Here is a 19,876-nt window from a genome sequence, read left to right as displayed (position 1 = left end):
CTCAGTCCGGCGCGATCTCCAGCCAGCCGCAGATCACCTCGCGGGCCTGCTCGACCCCGAGCTTCGATTCGCCGGAGAACGACTGCACGCTGACCGCGTCGCCGAAGCTCTTGGCCAGGTCGCGCTTCACCGCCTGCACCACGTTGCCGGCGGCGCTGCGCGACAGCTTGTCGGCCTTGGTCAGCAGCGCATGCGCCGGCAGCCCGCGCTCCACGGTGTAGCCCAGCATGTGCCGGTCGTAGTCCTTCAGCGGATGGCGGATGTCCATCACCACCACCAGCCCGCGCAGGGCGATCCGGGTGCGGAAATAGTTGTCGAGGAAGGCCTGCCAGTGCGCGCGCAGATCCTGCGGCACCTTGGCGTAGCCGTAGCCGGGCAGGTCGACCAGGAAGCGGTCGGGGTACTGCGGCAGCCCGAAATACACCAGCTGCTGGGTCCGCCCGGGCGTCTTGGACACCCGCGCCAGCGCGTTCTGCTGGCACAGGGCGTTGAGTGCGCTGGATTTTCCGGCGTTGGAGCGGCCGGCGAAGGCCACCTCGAAGCCGCCGTCGGGCGGCAGCTGGCGGGGAAGGTGCGCCGCCAGCGTGTACTGGGCGCGGGCAAGGGGATTGGCCATGGCGCACAGGATCGCACGGGACGCCCGGCAGGGCGGGTTTGACCGCTTCGAGCCGGCGACCGGATAATGACGGGCCTTGCGACCGAGCCCCTACCCGGGGCCCGGTGTCCCGATCCCCGGAGTCCAGCCAGATGCGTCACGCCCGCAGCTACCTCCTCGCCGGATTCGCCGCCCTCGCGGTCGGCGCAGTCGCCTTCGCCCAGACCACGGTCGCCCCGCTGGAGGAGGCCGAGCCGGTCGAGACCCTGCCGCTGGAGTCCGTCGACGCGGTCACCGAACTGGCCAAGGCCAAGCCCGGCAACGCCCAGAACGGCGCCACCCTGGCCGGTACCTGCGCGGCCTGCCACGGCCTGGACGGCAAGGGCACCATCCCCGAGATCTACCCGAACATCGGCGGCCAGAGCGAGCGGTACATCGCCCACCAGCTGGCGCTGTTCAAGAGCGGCGAGCGCGCCAACGCGATCATGCAGCCCTTCGCCGCGATGCTTTCGCCGCAGGACATGCGCGACGTGGGCGCGCACTTCGCCTCCCAGGCGTCCTCGGCCGGCATCGCCGACGACTCGCTGGTCGCCGAAGGCCCCTACCAGGGCATGAAGTTCTACGAGATCGGCCAGCAGCTGTTCCGCCGCGGCGACTTCGAGCGCGGCATCCCGGCCTGCATGGCCTGCCACGGCCCCTCGGGCGCCGGCAACCCGGGACCGGCCTACCCTCACGTGGGCGGCCAGCAGTCCTGGTACACCGCCCGCCGCCTGGAGGAATACCGCGCCGGCACCACCAACGAGCGCGACGGCGGCATGTTCGAGATCATGGCCGCGGTCGCCCGCCAGCTGACCGACGAAGAGATCGGCGCGCTGTCGAGCTACATGCAGGGCCTGCACGCCCGCCCCGACGCCGCCACCCTGGCCGCGATCGCGAAGATGCCGGCGCAGGCGCCCGCCGAGGCCGCCCCGGCGGACGCCGGGGCCGAAGAAGGCGCGACCGATGCCGCCGAGGGCACCGAACCGACCGACGCCGCCGCGACGGACCTCCAGCAGGCGCCGTGACGTTGTTCCGGCAGCTGCCGGCCGGCGGCATGCACAATGCGTGAGACCCAGCGCCGGCCAGGCCCCTGTGCCGGCGCTTTTTTCTGAAGCGAGTCCCGATGCCGATGATCCAGCGCCTGTTCCCCGCCCTGTTCGCCCTCGCCTTCGCCGCGATGGCCGCCGCGCTGCCAGCGGCCACGGCGCACGCCAGCGAAGGCCTGGTCGAAGGCCGCGACTACGTCACCGTCGCCGACGGACAGCCGCTGAAGGCGGAGCCGGGCAAGATCGAGGTGGTGGAGGTCTTCGCCTACTGGTGCCACCACTGCAACAACCTCCAGCCCCTGATCAGCGCCTGGCAGCGCAGGCAGCCCGCCGACGTCGCCTTCCGCTACCTGCCGGCCGCCTTCACGCTGGACGACGCCGCCGCCCGCGCATACTTCGCCGCGGAGTCGCTGGGCGTGCTGGACCGGACGCACGACGCCACCTTCCGCGCCATCCATGCCGAGCAGTCGCTGCCCGCGCGGGGCGCCTCGATGGCCGAATACGCCGCGCTGTACGCCGGCCTTGGCGCCGACCGCGACCAGGTGCTGGCCGCCATGCGATCCCCGGAGACCGATGCGCGCATGGCCGCCGCCCGCGAGTTCATCGTCAACGCCGGCATTCAGGGAACACCGACCATCATTGTGAACGGTCGCTACCGCGCGCTCGGCCGCAGCTACAGCGACATGCTCCGCATCACCGACCTGCTGGTCGCGCGCGAGCGCGCCGCGGCCGGCCACTGATTCCCGCATCCGCAACACACGAGTCCAGACCATGACCAAGCGCCTGTTCGCCCCTCTGCTCCTGAGCGTCCTGCTCGCCGCCTGCGGTGGCGGCGAAACCCCCTCGACGTCCGACGCCACCCAGGCTCCCGCGGCCACCGCCCCGGCCGAAGCCGCGGCGCCGGTGGGCGACGAGCCCGCGGTTGAGGGTGCGCCCGCGATCGAGGCCGGTGCTGATGCCGCCGGCACCAGCGAAGCCGCGCCCGCCGCCCCGGCCGAAGCCGCGGCCGACCCTGCCGCCGACGCCGCGGTCGCCGCCGCAGCTCAGGCCGCCCAGCGCGGCCCGGCGCTGGTGCCCGGCACCGACTACGTCGAGATCCAGGGCGGCCAGCCCTTCGCGCCGCTGGACGGCAAGATCGAAGTGGTCGAAGTGTTCGCCTACTCCTGCGGCCACTGCGCGGCCTTCGACCCGCTGGTCGGCGCCTGGAAGAAGCGCCTGCCGTCCGACGTGCGCTTCACCATGCTTCCGGCCGTGTTCCACGACCAGGACAACTTCCCCAAGGCCTTCTTCGCCGCCGAGTCCGTGGGCGTGATCGACCGCGTGCACACCCCCCTGTTCAACGCCATGCACATCCAGCACAGCCTGCGCCCGAACGCCAGCGCCGACGACATCATCGCGGTCATGGCGAAGAACGGTGCCGACGCCGGCCAGCTCAAGGGCACCATCGACAGCTTCGCGGTGAAGGCCAAGATCGCGCGCACCAAGCAGTTCATCGTGCGCAGCGGCGTGGACGCCACCCCGACCGTGATCGTGAACGGCAAGTACCGCGTGCGCGGCCGCAGCCTGGAAGATGTGCTGCGCATCACCGACCAGCTGATCGCGCAGGAGCGCGCAGCCGCGCAGGCCGGTGGCACGCACTGACAGCCAAGCCATGGCGCAGCCGGACACGACCGCGCCCGCAGCCGCTGCCGACGCCGATGGCGCCGCGCAGCGGCTGAAGCTGCTCAGCGCCAACATCCAGGCCGGTTCGAGCACCCGCCGCTACAGCGACTACGCCACCCGCAGCTGGTCGCACGTGCTGCCGATGGGCAACAAGCGCGGCATGCTCGACGCCATCGCCAAGCTGGCCGGCCGCCACGACATCGTCGGCCTGCAGGAAGCCGACCCCGGCAGCTGGCGCTCGGGCTTCACCAACCAGACGCACTACCTGGCCGAACGCGGCGGCTTCGACTACTGGACCCACCAGCCCAACCGCCGCGTGGGCCAGTTCGCCTCCAGCGCCAACGGCCTGCTCAGCAAGTTCGAACCCCTGGACATCGCCGTCCACGCCCTGCCCGGCCGCATCGCCGGCCGCGGCGTGCTGGTGGCCCGCTTCGGCGAAGGCGACGACGGCCTGACGATCGCCGTGGCCCATCTCTCTCTGGGCGCGCAGTCGCGCGCCTCGCAGCTGTCCTTCATCGCCGAACTGCTGTCCGACACCCCGCACGCGGTGCTGATGGGCGACTTCAACTGCACCGTCGACCGCCCCGAGATGGCGAACCTGTTCCGCCAGACCCGGCTGCAGCCGCCGTCGTGCATGGTGCACACCTTCCCGAGCTGGAAGCCGCAGAAGGCGATCGACCACATCCTGGTGAGTGATGGGTTGGGATGCCGCGACATGCAGGCGTTTCCGGCGGCGTTCTCCGATCACCTGGCGCTTTCGGTGGAGCTGGATGTGCCGGATATCGCGCTGAAGCGTTAGCGGCGATCGCTGCGGGCGGGCTTCGCGGGGCGAACAAGGAATGCCGGGTTAGGGCCCATGAAAAGGATCATCGCAATCTGGGCGCCTGTCCTCATGGTTCTCGCAGCCGCGTGGTTCGGATACTCGCACTACAAGGCTACGCCGGTTGGTGACTTGCTCTACACGCCCGCTCCTGGCATCTGTCCGAACCACAGTCACAGCTTCACAACAGGCTACACACTCGCCCTGTCCTTCGCTGGTGTCATCTGGCTAGTCGCCCTCGTCGGCTCTTGGGTCGTTGGCCGGCTCGCAAAGTCGACCAGGATCAGAACAGTATCGCGCAGCCTGACTACATCCATCCTGCTCGGAGTTGCCATCCTTGGCGTGTTCTGGTTACTGCATCCAGTCGCAGAACACTTTCTGCCCCTGCAGCCCTCGCCTTGTACGCAGCATGGGCCCTGACAAGTCATTCAAGCCGACACCGCTTCGCGGCGCGGCTTGGTTCCGGCGCTGGACCGCAAGGAGAAAACATCACGATGTCGAACCAAGGAAGACGCTCAAGCACCTGGCTGTTCTTTTCGGCTCTGCTCTTCATGATCCTGGGGCTGGCTTCCAATCCGCTGTTCTTCGTCGTTGCCATCTTCCTGTTTTCCGCTGCGCAAGCGGGCCGAGACAAGACCGTTGGAATTGTTGGCATGGCCTTCGGAAGGCCTGTTTCTGTTCCTCATTCTTGGTTATGGCTTCGGCAAAGACGCGGCACTTCGTGACAACGCCCAAGCATCAATCCCGAGGTCCGGAAGCACGCCCGGACAGTGCGTCCGAGCCGACGCAGCTTTGCGACGCGCTCTGGCACATGCGCTGGGCGCAGGAGTCGCAGGAGTTCCGGGAATGCATCCGGGAACCATGGAATCAGGTGCATGCCTGACATGGAAAGGATGACTTGGCCCTTCCTGGCCGTTGGCCTTGCCTTGGCCATGCCGCCAGCTGCTTCACAGGAATCAGGGCTGCTCCCGTCGATCAGGGACGCCGAGTGGCAAACCCACGGCGACTACTATCCGCCGAGCCCGCTTTGCGGAAACGACGAGGTGACGCTGTGGTCGTGCAAGGTTCGCGACCGGGAGTACTCGCTCTGCGCCTCCCGGGTGATGACCCGCGACGCGGGCCACATGCAGTACCGGGCGTCGGACGCGGGCACGACGGTGTTCACCTATCCTGCGGAGAAGCAGCCCCCTGCGGGCCTGTTCACCTTCATGACCTTCGCCAATGGGGATGCGTCCATCAGGTTCGAGAACCGGGGTTACCACTACACCGTGATGGACCGGCTCCGGGGCGATTCTTCCATCATGGTGGCTGCGCCGGACGGCAGGGGCAGCACGATCGACTGCGGGGGCAACCAGACCCTCCATGTCAACTACACCCTGCGGCTCATGCATGAGTCCGGGATATGGGAGCGTCACGATGACCGTCGCTGAAGTCCTCGCCCTGCTCCGCGCCGAGCGCGACGAGCGCGGCATGAAGAACTGGGAGAAGCTCGGCCCGGCCACCGCCGGCATGCGCAGCTACGGGATCGGGCTCACGCGCCTGCGCAAGCTGGCGAAGCAGGTCGGGCGCGACCGGGCGCTGGCGCAGGCGCTGTGGAAGACCGACGTCCACGACGCGCGGGTCATCGCACTCCTGATCGACGATCCCGCGCAGATCACCCGCGAGCAGGCCGAGCGGCAGGTCGGGGAACTGTCCGGCGGGATGCTGGCCCACGTCTTCGCCTCCTGCGACGCGACGCTCGCGAAGACACCTTTCATGGTCGAGCTGGCCGACGAGTGGGTACGCAGCGACGATCCGGTGCGCCGCGACTGCGGCTACGGGCTGCTCTACGAGGCATCCAAGCTTTCCGGCAGGAAGGCACCGGAGGAATCCTTCTTCCTCGCGCATGTCCAGCGCATCGCGGACCGCATCGACAACGAACCCGAGCGCGTCCGCCTGGCGATGGCCACGGCGCTGATGGGGATCGGGAAGCGCAGCGTCGCCCTGAACCGGGCCGCGCTGAAGGTCGCACGCGACGCGGGGCCGATCGGGTTCGCCTCCGCCAGCGGCAGCTGCGAGTCCTTCGATGTCACCAGGCACCTGACCACGGATCGGCTGAAGGAGAAACTGGGGCTCTAAAGGCGGACAATCCGGAGTCGAGCATCCGCCAGTCATCCACGGAGTCCCCATGCCGATTCGCCCGTTCCGCTTCGCCGCCCTCCTCGCCGCCGTCGTCCTGGTGCTGGCGACCGCCTGCAGCCAGGTACCGCCCTACACCGGCGGCAACGTGCCCGAACTCGAGCGCATCGACCTGGTGGTGGGTGAAGGCGAGACCGCGACGCCCGGCGACGAGGTCAGCGTGCACTACACCGGCTGGCTCCACGAACAGACCGCCGCCGACCGGCGCGGCGCGAAGTTCGACAGCTCGGTCGACCGCGGCCAGCCCTTCGTGTTCAAGCTCGGCGCCGGCCGCGTGATCCGCGGCTGGGACGAGGGCGTGGCCGGCATGCGCGTGGGCGGCAAGCGCGAGTTGCGCATTCCCGCCGACCTCGCCTACGGCGCCAAGGGCGCGGGCGGCGTGATACCGCCGGGCGCCTCGCTGGTGTTCGAGGTCGAGCTGCTGGACGTGCGGCGCTGAGGCATGGATACCACCACGACCACCGACACCATCCGCTTCAGCAACGGCGCCTCCTACGAGCGCTACATGGGCCGCTGGAGCCAGCTCGTCGGCGACGCCTTCCTCGACTGGCTCGATCCCGCGCAAGCCCTGCGCTGGCTGGACGTCGGCTGCGGCAACGGTGCCTTCACCGAAATGCTGTTCGACCGTTGCGATCCGCGCTCGGTGCACGGCGTCGATCCTTCGCAGGCCCAGCTCGACTACGCACGCGCGCGGCCGACGCTGCAAGCCGCGGACCTGCGCATCGGCGATGCGATGGCGCTGCCCTTCGCGGAGGACAGCTTCGACGTGGCGGTGATGCCGCTGGTGATCTTCTTCGTGCCCGACCCGCGCAAGGGCGTCGCGGAGATGGTGCGCGTCGTCCGCCCCGGCGGTTCCGTAGCGGCCTATGCCTGGGACATGGACGGCGGCGGCTTCCCCTACGAAGTGCTGCTGGCGGAGGTGCGCGGCAGCGGCGTGACCTCGCCGCGGCCGCCCAGCCCGGATGCTTCGCGGATCGATGCCATGCATGCGCTGTGGACGGAGGCGGGGCTCGAGGCGGTGGAGACCCGCTCGATCGACGTCAGCCGCCGCTTCGGGGATTTCGACGACTTCTGGGACACGGCGCTCGGCGCACCCAGCCTGGGGCCCACGCTGGCCGCGATGCCGCCGGCGGAGCTTGCGGCCATCCGCGATCGCGTGCGCGGCAGGCTGCCGGCCGCGGCCGACGGTTCGATCACCTGCCACGCCCGCGCCAACGCGGTGAAAGGCCTGCGTGCACTACGCTCCGGCCAGTACTGAGAAGCCGGGGCCGTGAACATGCAATCCATCGTGCTGGTGGGCCTCGGCGGCTTCATCGGTTCGATCGCCCGCTACCTGCTGGGCGGACTGGTGCTGCAGATGACGGCGCAGGACCGCTTCCCGGCCGGCACCTTCGTAGTGAACGTGCTGGGCTGCCTGGTGATCGGGCTGCTCGCGGGCGCCTTCGAGCGCCACCCAGGCTTCGGACCGGACGTCCGGCTGTTCCTGTTCACCGGCCTGCTCGGTGGATTCACGACGTTCTCCGCGTTCGGGCTGGAAACCCTGTACCTGCTCCGGCGCGGCGACACCGGCATCGCCGTGCTGTACGTGCTGGGCAGCGTCACCCTGGGCCTGGTCGCGGTCTGGCTGGGATTCAAACTGATCGAGTTCCTGCCGCGCTGAAACCCGAAACCATGGACCTGGCCCTGTTCGACTTCGACGGCACGATCACCACGCGGGAGACCATGCCCGACTTCATGCGCGCGGCCGTGCGTCCTGGCCGCCTGCGGCTGGGCAAGGTGCTGCTTGCGCCGCTGGTTGTGGGCTACCGGCTGGGCCTGGTGTCGGGAACGGTCGTGCGCACGGCCATCTGCCTGTTCGGTTTCCGCGGCGTGCCCGCACCCGAGCTCGAATGCCACGGCCTGGCGTTCGCACGCGACGTCCTGCCCGGACTGCTGCGTCCCGAAGCGATGGCGCGGATCGCCTGGCACCGGGCGCGCGGCGACGCTGTGGTCATCGTCTCCGGCGGGCTCGATGCCTACCTCGAACCGTGGGCACGCGAACACGGCCTGGAACTCGTCTGCTCGTCGCTCGAGCAGCGCGACCGCCTGCTGACCGGCCGCTATCGTGGCCGGCAGTGCGTGCGCGCCGAGAAGGCGCGGCGGGTCATGGAACGCTACCCGCCGACCGGCTACGCACGCATCCACGCCTACGGCGACACCCCGGAAGACCAGGAACTGCTGGCGATGGCACACGAACGCCACTACCGCTCCATGCCCGCAGCGGCACCCGAGGCGGCGCACTGAGCCGCCGCTCCATGTGCAGCGGTACCGCAACATGCCGGCCGGCACCCACGCCGGCCGGCCCGCATCGACTCAGAACTTCACGCCCACGCGCGCATAGAAGAACCGCCCCGGCAGGTCGTAGGTGGACGCGTCGTAGCCGTTGAGCGAGCAGCTCAGGCAGATCGGCGGGTCCTCGCCGGTGAGGTTGTTCACGCCCAGGGTCACCCGCAGCCCGCGCATCAATGCGTCGCTGTTCCACGAGGCCTGCAGGTCGTGGTAGGTGGTGGCATCGAGCCGGTTGAGGTCGTTGGCGCTGTCGTCGCAGATCGGGAAGCCATTCGCACCGCCGCAGGACTCGCGCAGCTCGCCGATGTGGCGGACGCTCCAGGCCAGCGCCCAAGGCCCCTTCGTCCACTGCGTGGTCAGCGACGAGGTCCACTCCGGAATCGCGCTGTCATTCACCTCGACGCCCGGCGCGCGCGGCTCGGCCTGGCCGGATTCGTTGACCAGCTCGTACTTGCCCACGAAGGTGGCCTTGGCGTCGAAGCGCAACTGGCCCCACGACTGCTCGGGCAGCAGCCAGCCCAGGCTCAGGTCCCAGCCGTCGGTGCGGATGGTGCCGAGGTTGTCGAGGATGTCGTCGAAGCGGACGATCTGGCCGCGGTCGCTGCGGTCGTAGGACCCGCAGGAGAAGGGATCGGCCTCGAACACGCAGCGGTTGAGGATGGCCTGGGCATCGGGCGCCTGGATGGCGTCGTTGATGGTGTGCTTGTAGAAGGTCAGGCCCAGGTCCATGCGCTCCGACCAGGCGGCATCGCTCGCGAACGAGGGGCTCCACACGGCGCCCAGGGTCAGGCTGCGGCTCTCTTCCGGCTGCAGGTCCGGGTTGCCCGAGGTCACCACCGAGATCTGCGAGTTGGTCTGCACGTAGTCCGCCGGCACGCCCTGCGCGACGCACTCCGGCCGCACCGCGTTGGCAGGTCCGGAGCAGGGATCGATCAGGGTGGCGTCGAAGCGCGACAGCGTGCCGTACAGCTCGCCGATCGACGGCGCGCGGAAGCCCTGCGCCCAGGTGCCGCGCAGCACCAGTTCCTCGGCCACCTGCCAGCGCAGGCCGAACTTGCCGGTGCTCTCGCCGCCGAAAGTCGAGTAGTCCGAGTAGCGGCCGGCGATGCTCATGTCCAGCGCGCTGCCGCGCTCGGCGTTGGCGTACAGCGGCACGGCCAGTTCGAGGTAGAGCTCGTTGACGTCGTAGTCGCCGCGGGTCGCGCCCGAGGGCACGCCGTTGTATTCGCCGGCCACGGTGATCGGGTCGGGCTGGTAGGCGCCTTCGTACTTGCGGTACTCGTAGCCGGCGGCGAAGCCCAGCGGGCCCGCGGGCAGTTCGGCCAGCGCGCCGGTGATGTTCGCCGACACCAGGCTGAGCTGGTTCTCGCTCTCGTCGCGCACCACCGGCTGGATGAAGGCCAGCATCTCCGGGGTGATGGTGCCGGCGCCGCCGAACAGGTTCAGCGGCACGCAGCCGGCGATCGCGGCGCAGGCCGCGGGGTCGCCCAGGGCTTCGTTGATGCGGCGCAGGTTGTAGCTGCCGTAGTTGGTCTGCTCGGCGCGGCTCTCGCTGCGCACCAGGTTCACGTCCCAGCTCCAGGGGCGGTCGCGCACGTCGAAGCTGCCCTCAACGCCGGCGGCCACGTACCAGGTCTCGACGTCCTGCTCGTAGCGGCGCGGGCCGCCTTCCACCGGGCGACGGCCGAGCAGGAACAGGTTGGCGTCGTCGCCGACGGTGGTGAGGTCGAAGCCGAAGGGGTTGTAGGGATTGAGCGCCGAGATCACCAGGCTGCTTTCGCCCCAGTGGTTGTAGATGCCGGCGTCGGTGCCGAGGAAGAAGGGCTCGGGCGCGGCCTGGTTGGCCGACTGCCGCTCGTTGTACAGCACGCGCGCATAGCCACCGACGTTGTCGTTGAAGGCGAAGCGCACCTGGCCGAACACGGTCTTGCGCTCGGACGGCGTCAGCAGCAGGTTGTAGGGCGCGAAGTTGAAGCGGTCGGCGGTGGCGAAGCAGTGGAAGCCGTCCGTGCGCTCGCAGGCCTCGCCCGGATTGAAGACCGGGTCGCTCACGCCGGTGTTGGTGGTGAGGTCATGCACCACGCCGGTGTTCGGATCGAGGAACACGAAGCGCCCCTGCGGCGTGGCCGAACTGCCGTTGGACAGCCCGGTGCCCGGCACCGGCACGCTGGACGGTCCGTACTTGAGCGAGGACACCTCGTCCTGCTTGAAGTACGAGGCGCCGACGAACCACTGCAGCCGGTCACTGCCGCCGCCGAAGCCCATGTCCGCGCCCCAGGTGTCGCCGCCGAGGTCGTCGTAGGTGCCGTAGTGCAGTTCGATGTCGCCGCCCTGCACGTTCTTGCGGGTGATGATGTTGACCACGCCGGCGATGGCGTCGGAGCCGTAGATCGAGGAGGCACCGTCCTCCAGCACCTCGATGCGGTCGACCAGCGCCAGCGGGATGGTGTTGAGGTCGACGGCCGAGCCCACGCCCGAGCCCGAGGACTCGTTGACCCAGCGGATACCGTCCACCAGCACCAGCACGCGCTTGGGGCCAAGGTGACGCAGGTCGACCGTGGCCGCGCCCGCGCCCACGCCGCCGCCGTCGGGCGGGAAGCCGAAGTTGCCGCTGGAGTTGAACTTGGTATTGAGGCCCGCGCCGCTGGCCGTCAGGTTCTGGACGATGTCCGACACCGACTTGAAGCCACTGCGGTCGATGTCCTCGCGCGTGAGCACCTGCACGGGGACATGGGTTTCAAGTTCCGACTGCTTGATGCGCGAGCCGGTGACGGTGACCGAATCCAGGGTGGTGGGGTCGGCGTCCTGCGCGAAGGCCGCGGCGGGAACCGTGAGGGACAGCGCGGCGCCGACGGCGGCCGCCAGCAGGCAACGCGGGGGCATGGCCATGGATCACTCCTTGTGAGGTGGTGCCGGCCCGTTGCCCCCGTGCCGTCGGCGGCCCAGTTGTAAACAAACCGTAAAACAACGGCAAGGCCCGGATGCGGAACTGCGGCACAGATCACCCACGCACGCACGCACATCCGGATCGACGCACGGATCCCGCGCGGCTCAGCCCTGCAACACCAGGCTCAGGCCCACGAGCACCATGAAGACGGCGAACACCCGCCGCAGCGCCGCACCGCTGATCGCGTGCGCCAGCCGCGTGCCCCATGGCGCGGCGAGCACCGAGGCCACGGCCACGCCGATCGCGGCCGGCAGGTAGACATAGCCCACCGCGCCTTCCACCAGGCCGCCGGGAGGCGCATTCAGCGCATAGCCCAGCACGCTGCCGATGGCGATCGCCACGCCGCAGGCCGAGGACGTGCCGACCGCACGCACCGGGCGCACGCCGCGCCAGACCAGCAGCGGCACGGTCATGCTGCCGCCGCCGATGCCGACCACCGCCGACAGCGCGCCGATGCCGGTGCCGGCGGCGGTCATCGGCAGGCCGGTGGGCACGACGTCCTGGCCGCTGTCCGCGCGCGCGCCGCCGAAGGCCATCTGCGCGCCGGCGACCAGGCAGTACAGGGCGACGATCCAGCGCAGCACGATGCCTTCCAGACCCACCGCCAGCAGGCTGCCCAGCCAGCCGCCGACCAGCAGGCCCGGCACCATCCAGCGCACCGTCGGCCACAGCACGCTGCCGCGGCGGTGGTGCGAGCGCGCCGAGGACAGCGCGGTGAACACGATGCTGGCCATCGACGTCGCCAGCGCGGCATGCATTGCCAGTTCCGCCGGCACGCCATGCAACGGCAGCAGCCAGGCCAGCGCCGCCACCAGCACCAGACCACCGCCGATGCCGAGCAGGCCGGCCAGCACGCCGGCGACGAGGCCCAGCAGCGGGAACATCCAGAACCCGTCGATCACGTCGACTCCTTCAGCATGGGCCACGGAACCATTCGATATAGTCCCCGCATGTCGCCCCACAAACCCTGCATCGTACTGTCTGCGGCGTTCGCGCTGTCCCTTGCCACCAGCACCGCGCCGGCCCAGGCGCTGCCCGACGACGATCTCGCGCGGCGCGCGCTCACCGCCGCCGAGATCGGCCAGCCGCTGCCGCCGCTGCGCGCCGACCACCCGCTGCAGGGCTGGATCGGCCATGCGCGGCTGAACCGCGACATCGCGAACCTGACGCCCGCGCAGGCGCTCGACTTCATCGACCGCCACCGCGGCCAGGCGGCCGTGGTCGACACCTTCCGCACCGCGTGGCTGGGCGAACTGGCGAAGCGCAAGGACTGGGCGGGCTTCCGTACTGCGTGGGTGGCGGGCACCGGCTCCGCGGCCCTGGCCTGCAATGAACTCGAAGCGCGCCTGCGCACCGGCGCCGCCGACGCGAAATGGACCGCCGAGGTGCAGGAGCTGTGGCGCGGCGCCGGGCGCTCGCAGCCCGACGCCTGCGATCCGGTGTTCGCCGCGCTGGCCGAACGCGGCGGCCTGGGCGAAGCCGAGCGCTGGGCGCGGATCGAAGCCGCGATCGCCGAGGGCCAGCCGGCCGTGGTGCGCGCCGCCGCGCGCGGCCTGCCCGATGCGCAGCGCCGCCAGGCCGAGGCCTATGCCGCTTATATCGCGAAGGCCGATGCCAGCGCGACCTCGTGGCCGAAGGACGCGCGCAGCCGCCTCGCCGCCTCGCACGGCCTGGCGGCGCTGGCGCGCACGAACCCCGATTCGGCCGAATCGCTGCTGCCGCAGGTGGCGGCGGCGCTGGACTTCAGCGACGCCGACCGCAGTCGCGTGCTCTACCAGATCGCGCTGTGGACGGTGGCCTCCTACCACGACGGCGGCGCGCGGCGCCTGGCCGCGGTGCCCGAGGCCGCCTGGGACGACCGCCTGCACGAGTGGCGCGTGCGCGAGGCACTGGCGCGCTCGGACTGGCGCGCGGCGCTGGCCGGGATCGAGCGAATGGGCGCGGAGCAGCGCGGCCAGTCGCGCTGGACCTACTTCGAAGCGCGCCTGCGTGAACTCGCCGGCGACCGCGCCGCCGCGCGTCGGCTGTACGCGGCGGCCGCGCGCGAACCGGATTTCCATGGTTTCCTCGCCGCCGACCGCATCGACCAGCCCTATGCGCTGTGTCCGCTGGAACACGGCGGCAGCGCCGCGGACAAGGCCGCGGTGGCGAACGATCCGGCGATGCAGCGCGCGATGGCGCTGTTCCGCATCAACCGCGCAGGCTGGGCCACGCGCGAGTGGCGCGACGCGCTTTCGCGCTTCAGCGACCGCCAGCGTCAGATCGCGGTGGAGGTGGCGCAGGACAACGGCTGGTTCGACCGCGGCGTGTTCGGCCTGGTCAACGCCGGCGGCGAGCGCAAGCCGGAGGAACTGCGCCTGTACACGCTGCGCTTCCCGCTGCACCACGACGCCCTGATCCGCCGCGAGTCCGCGCGCAACAACCTCGACCCCGCCTGGGTCGCCGCCGAGATCCGCGCGGAAAGCACGTTCAACCCGCGCGCGCGCTCGCCGGCCAATGCCCGCGGCCTGATGCAGGTGCTGCCGGACACCGGCGCCGGCGTGGCGCGGCGCCTGGGCATTCCGTGGTCGGGCGCGGAGTCGCTGTACGACCCGGCCACCAACGTGCGCATCGGCACCGCCTACCTGCGCGAGATGAAGGACAAGTACACCCTGCCCTACGTCGCCATCGCCGCCTACAACGCCGGTCCCACGCCGACCGCGCGCTGGCAGTCGCAGCGCCCGGGCATGGATGCCGACTTCTGGATCGAGACCATCACCTACAAGGAAACCCGCGACTACGTGGCGCGCGTGCTGGCCTTCAGCGTGATCTACGACTGGCGACTGGGCGACGCGCCAGTGCCGGTGGGCGACCGCATGCTGGGCCGCACCGTCGCGGCGCGAAAATCCTTCAGCTGTCCGGCGGCCGCCAGTCCGCCCACTGCCGCCGGCAGCGGGGGCTGAGGGCGCCTTGGAGACCCTTCTCGTCGGCGGTGCGGTACGCGACCGGCTGCTCGGGCTGCCGGCGGGCGACCGCGACTGGGTGGTGGTCGGCTCGACGCCCGAGGCGATGCTCGCCGCCGGCTTCCGCGCGGTGGGCCGCGACTTCCCCGTTTTCCTGCACCCCGACACCGGCGAGGAGCACGCGCTGGCGCGCACCGAGCGCAAGTCGGCGCGCGGCCACCGCGGCTTCGTGGTCGACGCCGCGCCGACGGTGACGCTGGAGGAAGACCTCGGCCGCCGCGACTTCACCATCAACGCCATCGCCGAGCGCGACGACGGTCGCCTGGTCGATCCCTACGACGGCCAGCGCGACCTCGAGGCGCGCGTGCTGCGCCACGTCGGTCCCGCCTTCGCCGAGGATCCGCTGCGGGTGCTGCGCGCGGCGCGTTTCATGGCGCGCTTCGCACCGCTGGGCTTCACCGTGGCCGATGAAACCCGCGCGCTGATGCGCGGGATGGTGGCCGGCGGCGAACTGGCCGACCTGGTGCCCGAGCGCGTCTGGCAGGAGCTGGTGCGCGCGCTGCGCTCGCAGCGGCCTTCGGCCTTCCTGCAGACCCTGCGCGACTGCGGCGCGCTGGCGGTCGTTCTGCCCGAGGTCGATGCGCTGTACGGCGTGCCGCAGCGGCCGGAATACCACCCCGAGGTCGATACCGGCGTGCATGTCGAACTGGTCTGCGACATGGCCGCGAAGCTGGCACCGGGCGACGACGAGGTCGGCTTCGCCGCACTGGTGCACGACCTGGGCAAGGCGCTGACGCCGGCCGACGAGCTGCCGCGCCACATCCAGCACGAGCAGCGCGGCGTGGCGCCAGTGCGCGCGCTGTGCGAGCGCCTGCGGGTGCCGGCCGCGCATCGCGAGCTGGCGGTGGTCGCCTGCCGCGAACACCTCAACGTGCATCGCCTGGCCGAACTGCGCGACCAGACCGTGCACGACCTGCTGGCGCGCTGCGACGGCTTCCGCAGGCCCGGACGCGTCCGCCAGCTGGCCGTCGCCTGCGAAGCCGACAAGCGCGGCCGCGCCGGGCTGGAGGACCATCCCTATCCGCAGGGCGAAGAACTCGTGCGCCTGCGCGACGCGGCCGCCGCGGTGACTGGCGCCGACATCGCCCACCCCGATCTCAAGGGCCCCGCCTTCGGCGAGGCACTGCGCAAGGCGCGCATCGCCGCGATCGGCGCAGCACGCACGCTACGCCGCGACCCGGGCTGATCAGCCGGAGCGGAAGCCGCGCGGCGCCGACCGCTCAGCCGGACGCACGCAGCGCCAGGCGCGCTTCGATACGCAGCAGCAGGTCGTGGAGCGGCGTCAGCCGCGTGCCCAGGCCGGCGATCACACCCAGGGTATTGGCCAGCGCGTCCCAGCGGTCGGCCATGCGCGCCACGCCCATCGCACCCTGCGCGTATTCCAGGCCGATGCCCAGCAGCACCAGCCCCAGGCCGGCGCCGAGCAGCGCGGGCCAGCGCGCGAACAGCTGCACCGCGCTCGCCGCCAGCGCGAAATAGGCGAGGAAATGGTGCAGCTTGTCGTTGCCCGGCGCATCGGGCAGTTCCGCTGCCGGCATCAACGACAGCGCCACCACCACCGCGATCGCCAGGCACCACAGCGCCGCCCACGCCCAGGGCCAGCGCAGCGGCTTGAGCGAACGCCCGAAGCGCGGCCGGCCACTCACAGCCGGAAGCTCAGGTCGCCGGCGAGGAAGGCGGCCTCGAAGGGCACGCCGCGCTCGAAGCCCATGGCCTGGAAGCGTTCGCCCATGGCGGTGGGCAGGGTCAGCTGCTGCACTTCGCGGCGCAGGGCGAAGCGTGCGGTCTCGGTGGAGGCGATCGCCTCCTGCGCGGCCAGGCGCTGCTCCAGGCCGTTGCCGAGGAGAAACGCCGCCTGGCTGCAGTAGCCGGCGAAGTCGAAGCCGGCGCCGGTGCCGGCCTCGGCCAGCGCGGTGAAGTCCACCGAAGCCGTGATGTCCTGGAGGCCCACGCGCGCGAACACGTCGTCGACCACGTGGTGGCGATGGAAGGCGCGCAGGGTGCCGCGGTCGCGCGTCCGCGCGTAGTACTCGCGACGCGGGTAGCCGTAGTCGATGAACAGCATCGCCCCGGCCTGCATCCGGCCCATCACCGCCTGGATCCAGTACGGCAGCTGCGGCAGCAGCTCTGAGCGGTAGCCCTCGGGGAAGGCCTCGCCGCGCTCGCGCTCGACGTGGCGCACGGCGGCGGTCATCAGCGCGTCGGAAGGCACTTCGACCACCGTGAAGCCGCCATCGGCTGCGCTGGCCACGCCCTCCTCCATCACCTCGCCGCCGCGGATCACGAAGCGCGGCGTGGGCAGGGCATCGATCACCTCGTTGGCGAACAGCACGCCGCTCCAGTCGTCCTCGCCCAGCGGGCGATCCAGCCATTCGACGCGCGCGTTGAGCGCGGCGGGCAGGCGCTCGCGGAGGCGTTCGCGCTGGCGTTCGCGCAGGTCGGCGCTGGGCTCGAGGATGGCGTAGCAGGCGGGCATGGCGTCGAGTGCGGCCAGGTGCCGGATCGCGGCTTCGGCGAAGGCACCGCTGCCGCCGCCGATCTCCACGAAAGTGGCGCGGTCGCCGACCTGGCGCAGCGGCGGTGCCAGCGCCTCGGCCACGCATTCGGCGAACAGGCTGCCGAGTTCGGGCGCGGTGACGAAATCGCCGGCGCGGCCGAACTTGGTGCTGCCGGCGCTGTAGTAGCCCAGGCCCGGCGCGTACAGCGCCAGCTCCATGAAGCGGGAAAAGGGAATCGCGCCGCCGGCATCGGCGATCACGGCGTGGATCAGCTGGCGCAGGCGGTCGCTGTGGGCCTGGGCCTCGGGGTCGAGCGGGGGAAGCGGCATGGGGGATTCCGTTGCGTACGCGCGGAAAGGATACGGAAACGCGCGCCGCGGGACGTTATCGTGTCCCTTCCCTGTTACGGAGCCAGCCATGTCGGGAGGCCATCCAGTCGCGCTCGTCACCGGCGCCGCGCGCCGCCTGGGCGCTGCCATCACGCGCCGCCTGCACGGCGCCGGCTACGACCTCGCCCTGCACTACCGCGGCTCCGCCGGCGAGGCCACAGCACTTGCGACGGAGCTGGACGCCGCGCGCCCGGGCAGCGTGTTGCCGCTGCAGGCGGATCTGGCCGAATTCGACCGCCTGCCGGAGCTGGTGGCGCGCACCGTCGGCCGCTTCGGGCGCCTCGACGCCCTGGTCAACAACGCCTCGGGCTTCGCGCCGGCCGTATTCGGCGGCATCCATCCTGCGCACTGGGACGGGATGATGGCGGTGAATGCGAAGGCGCCGTTCTTCCTCGCCCAGGCCGCCGCGCCGCACCTGCGCGCGGCGCGCGGCGCCATCGTCAACCTGTCCGATGTCTATGCCCGCGCCCCGCGCGCCGACCTCGCCGCCTATGCCAGCAGCAAGGGCGCGCTGGAGGCCGCGACCCGCGCCCTGGCCGTGGCCCTGGCCCCGGAGGTGCGGGTGAACGCAGTGGCCCCGGGCGCCATCCTGTGGCCGGACGAAGGCATCGACCCGGCGCTGCAGGAGCGGTTGCTGGCGATGACCCCGCTGGGCCGCACCGGCACCCCCGAAGAGATCGCCGGCGCCGTGCTCTGGCTGCTGCGCGACGCGGAGTACACCACAGGGATGGTGCTCGCCGTCGACGGCGGCCGCGGGCTGCGCTGAGTCAGCGCTTCGGCGCGAAGGCGTGCGCGATGTCGGTGCCCCGAAAGGCCTCCGGCACCTCGTGCGCCACCGCATAACGGTACAGCACCGCCGAATAGATCCCCGTCAGCGCCGCCTGGTACACGCCCAGCAGCAGCACGCCCAGCAGGCACGCCACGCCGACCACGATCGCCAGCGCCACCGAAGCCTGCGCGGCCAGCACCACCAGCCCGACCGACACCAGCACCGCGCAGAAGCTCAGCAGGCCGAAGGCGGCGCCGATGCCGACCTGGCCCACGGCGTTCTCGCCCCAGGTGCGCTTGAGCAGGGTCACGCTCTGCTTCAGCGCATCGACCGGGCCGATGTCGCGGCTGACCAGCACCGGCACCACCAGGAAGGTGGCCAGCGTCCAGGCCATGCCCAGGCCGCTGCCGACCAGGCGCACCAGGAAGTTGTTGTCCTTGCCCTTGAGCGCCTGCAGCAGCACGCCCACGGTGGCGGCGATTGCCGCGTAGCCGAAGATCGAGCCCATGCGCGCGCGCGCCGCCGCCAGTCCGTCGGACAGCGTGGGATCACCGCCCTCCAGGCGGATCATCGCCGCGCCCACCAGCGCGCAGTTGAAGAAGATCATCACGCTGTAGGTGCAGAAGTAGAAGGCGAAGGCGAGCAGGACCCCGCCCACGCTCCAGCCATTGGCGAACACGCCCAGGGCCAGCGTCGGCAGCGCGAAGCTCGCCATCACCAGCAGCGTGGCCAACCCCGACAGCACCGGGAACAGCATCAGTTCGCGGTCGGAGCGCAGCACCTCGGCGCTCGCCTTCACCATGTCCCAGCTGCGCGAAAACTTCTCGAACATCGCTCCATCCTCCCTTCTGGATTCCGTGTTCCCCCGCGGCGGCAGGTCCGCCACCGCATCAGGTCCATGTTCCCACGACGCAGGCTGCGGCCGGAATGTGACCACCGGCCGCACCCGCACACTATTCCGTGGCCTGCTCCCACTGTTCCGTCCCGAGGTCCACGGCGTCGAAAGCGGTGTCGTGGTCCGGGTGCGCCCGCCACAGGTCGGCGATGCGACGTCGCTCGAGCGGATGCAGCGCGTCCGGCGCGATCTCCGCCAGCGGCTTGAGCACGAAGGCGTGGCGCAGTTCGTCGCGCGGGATGCGCAGGTTGCCGGCGCCTTCGGCCACCAGCTCGTCGTAAAGCACGATGTCGACGTCGAGCGTGCGGTCGCTGTAGCGCGGGCCGCTGCGGTCGCGCCCGTGCGCATCTTCAAGCGCATGCAGCCAGTCGTTGAGCGCCGCCGGCGACAGGTCCGTGCGCAGCGCCGCGGCAGCGTTCAGGAAATCCGGACCCTGGTAGCCGACGGCCGGAAAGCGGTAGACGATCGACACCTCGACGTTGCCGAAGCGTTCGCGCAGCGCCGCGATCGCCTCGCGCAGGTGGCGTACGGGCTCGAGGTTGCTGCCGAGGCTCAGGTAGGCGATGGGCATGTACGCGCTCCGCGGGGGCGCCCATGATCGCGCACGCGCCGCCACGGCCGCCACCGGAACCCCTGCCCCCGCACCCCCGTGGGAGCGGCTACAGCCGCGATTGCTATCGCGACGTGGCCGCAAATCCGATCGCGGCT

General features: G+C 70.8%; 21 protein-coding genes. 14 read left to right on the top strand and 7 right to left on the bottom strand.

Features of this window, described 5'->3' with window-relative positions:
* Nucleotide 1: 1 nt before the first annotated feature.
* Nucleotides 2–616 (bottom strand): ribosome biogenesis GTP-binding protein YihA/YsxC, encoded by a 615-nt coding sequence (yihA, locus tag E2170_RS00970; RefSeq protein WP_132998788.1) that lies wholly within the window; start codon nt 614–616, stop codon nt 2–4.
* Between the two features lie 131 nt (nt 617–747).
* Between yihA and E2170_RS00965 the strand changes: the two genes are divergently transcribed.
* The 11 genes from E2170_RS00965 to E2170_RS00915 all read left to right on the top strand — a co-directional run bounded on the left by E2170_RS00965 (nt 748) and on the right by E2170_RS00915 (nt 8,623).
* Nucleotides 748–1,659, top strand: coding sequence for a c-type cytochrome (locus E2170_RS00965; protein WP_132998787.1), 912 nt, complete (start codon nt 748–750; stop codon nt 1,657–1,659).
* A gap of 98 nt (nt 1,660–1,757) precedes the next feature.
* The gene (locus E2170_RS00960; RefSeq protein ID WP_132998786.1) at nt 1,758–2,420 is read left to right on the top strand and encodes a thiol:disulfide interchange protein DsbA/DsbL; all 663 of its coding nucleotides are present in this window, start codon (nt 1,758–1,760) and stop codon (nt 2,418–2,420) included.
* A 31-nt stretch (nt 2,421–2,451) separates the two neighbouring features.
* Nucleotides 2,452–3,321, top strand: a complete 870-nt coding sequence (locus tag E2170_RS00955; protein WP_132998785.1) for a thiol:disulfide interchange protein DsbA/DsbL — start codon at nt 2,452–2,454, stop codon at nt 3,319–3,321.
* 79 nt (nt 3,322–3,400) lie between these two features.
* Entirely contained in the window at nt 3,401–4,141 is a 741-nt protein-coding gene (locus E2170_RS00950) for an endonuclease/exonuclease/phosphatase family protein (protein ID WP_132999947.1), read from the top strand.
* Nucleotides 4,142–4,656: 515 nt separating this feature from the next.
* Nucleotides 4,657–4,887: a hypothetical protein gene (locus E2170_RS00945; RefSeq protein WP_132998784.1), complete on the top strand. Its 231-nt coding sequence runs from the start codon at nt 4,657–4,659 to the stop codon at nt 4,885–4,887.
* Nucleotides 4,888–5,037: 150 nt separating this feature from the next.
* The gene (locus E2170_RS00940; protein ID WP_243708013.1) at nt 5,038–5,592 is read left to right on the top strand and encodes a hypothetical protein; all 555 of its coding nucleotides are present in this window, start codon (nt 5,038–5,040) and stop codon (nt 5,590–5,592) included.
* Nucleotides 5,579–6,280 carry a DNA alkylation repair protein gene (locus tag E2170_RS00935; protein ID WP_132998783.1) on the top strand — a complete coding sequence of 234 codons (702 nt, stop codon included), beginning with the start codon at nt 5,579–5,581 and terminating at the stop codon, nt 6,278–6,280. Before E2170_RS00940 ends, E2170_RS00935 begins: the two co-directional genes overlap by 14 nt.
* Nucleotides 6,281–6,329: 49 nt before the next feature.
* Entirely contained in the window at nt 6,330–6,779 is a 450-nt protein-coding gene (locus tag E2170_RS00930; RefSeq protein ID WP_132998782.1) for an FKBP-type peptidyl-prolyl cis-trans isomerase, read from the top strand.
* A gap of 3 nt (nt 6,780–6,782) precedes the next feature.
* Entirely contained in the window at nt 6,783–7,598 is an 816-nt protein-coding gene (locus E2170_RS00925) for a class I SAM-dependent methyltransferase (RefSeq protein ID WP_132998781.1), read from the top strand.
* Between the two features lie 18 nt (nt 7,599–7,616).
* On the top strand, nt 7,617–8,000 hold the full coding sequence (gene crcB, locus E2170_RS00920) for a fluoride efflux transporter CrcB (protein WP_132999945.1): 384 nt from the start codon (nt 7,617–7,619) through the stop codon (nt 7,998–8,000).
* Nucleotides 8,001–8,011: 11 nt separating this feature from the next.
* Nucleotides 8,012–8,623, top strand: coding sequence for an HAD family hydrolase (locus tag E2170_RS00915; protein ID WP_132998780.1), 612 nt, complete (start codon nt 8,012–8,014; stop codon nt 8,621–8,623).
* A gap of 69 nt (nt 8,624–8,692) precedes the next feature.
* Here the strand turns inward: E2170_RS00915 and E2170_RS00910 are convergent, their stop codons facing one another.
* Together E2170_RS00910 and E2170_RS00905 are read right to left on the bottom strand one after the other, a co-directional pair.
* Nucleotides 8,693–11,557 (bottom strand): TonB-dependent receptor, encoded by a 2,865-nt coding sequence (locus E2170_RS00910; protein ID WP_132998779.1) that lies wholly within the window; start codon nt 11,555–11,557, stop codon nt 8,693–8,695.
* Between the two features lie 162 nt (nt 11,558–11,719).
* Nucleotides 11,720–12,517: a sulfite exporter TauE/SafE family protein gene (locus E2170_RS00905; protein WP_243708012.1), complete on the bottom strand. Its 798-nt coding sequence runs from the start codon at nt 12,515–12,517 to the stop codon at nt 11,720–11,722.
* A gap of 48 nt (nt 12,518–12,565) precedes the next feature.
* Here E2170_RS00905 and E2170_RS00900 point away from each other — a divergent pair, with 48 nt between their 5' ends.
* Both E2170_RS00900 and E2170_RS00895 read left to right on the top strand, forming a co-directional pair.
* The gene (locus E2170_RS00900) at nt 12,566–14,557 is read left to right on the top strand and encodes a lytic transglycosylase domain-containing protein (protein ID WP_132998778.1); all 1,992 of its coding nucleotides are present in this window, start codon (nt 12,566–12,568) and stop codon (nt 14,555–14,557) included.
* Nucleotides 14,558–14,564: 7 nt separating this feature from the next.
* A complete protein-coding gene (locus E2170_RS00895; RefSeq protein ID WP_132998777.1) occupies nt 14,565–15,803 on the top strand; it encodes a multifunctional CCA addition/repair protein in 1,239 nt (412 codons plus the stop codon).
* Between the two features lie 34 nt (nt 15,804–15,837).
* On the opposite strand, the gene E2170_RS00890 is transcribed toward E2170_RS00895, so the two are convergent.
* Nucleotides 15,838–16,263 carry a VanZ family protein gene (locus E2170_RS00890; RefSeq protein ID WP_132998776.1) on the bottom strand — a complete coding sequence of 142 codons (426 nt, stop codon included), beginning with the start codon at nt 16,261–16,263 and terminating at the stop codon, nt 15,838–15,840.
* Entirely contained in the window at nt 16,260–17,444 is a 1,185-nt protein-coding gene (locus E2170_RS00885) for a class I SAM-dependent methyltransferase (RefSeq protein ID WP_132998775.1), read from the bottom strand. Before E2170_RS00885 ends, E2170_RS00890 begins: the two co-directional genes overlap by 4 nt.
* A gap of 88 nt (nt 17,445–17,532) precedes the next feature.
* On the opposite strand from E2170_RS00885, the gene E2170_RS00880 reads away from it, so the two are divergent.
* A complete protein-coding gene (locus E2170_RS00880; RefSeq protein ID WP_132998774.1) occupies nt 17,533–18,270 on the top strand; it encodes a pteridine reductase in 738 nt (245 codons plus the stop codon).
* A 1-nt stretch (nt 18,271) separates the two neighbouring features.
* Here E2170_RS00880 and E2170_RS00875 read toward each other — a convergent pair whose 3' ends face one another.
* Nucleotides 18,272–19,105, bottom strand: a complete 834-nt coding sequence (locus tag E2170_RS00875) for a DUF6159 family protein (RefSeq protein ID WP_132998773.1) — start codon at nt 19,103–19,105, stop codon at nt 18,272–18,274.
* Nucleotides 19,106–19,226: 121 nt separating this feature from the next.
* Nucleotides 19,227–19,739: a 2-amino-4-hydroxy-6-hydroxymethyldihydropteridine diphosphokinase gene (gene folK, locus E2170_RS00870; RefSeq protein WP_132998772.1), complete on the bottom strand. Its 513-nt coding sequence runs from the start codon at nt 19,737–19,739 to the stop codon at nt 19,227–19,229.
* Nucleotides 19,740–19,876: the final 137 nt, after the last annotated feature.

The sequence above is a fragment of the Luteimonas arsenica genome (assembly GCF_004352825.1).
In the GTDB taxonomy this organism is placed as follows: Bacteria; Pseudomonadota; Gammaproteobacteria; order Xanthomonadales; family Xanthomonadaceae; genus Luteimonas; species Luteimonas arsenica.
The sequence above is the reverse complement of the archived record's forward strand: the minus strand, read 5'-3'. Positions and strand labels throughout refer to the sequence as shown.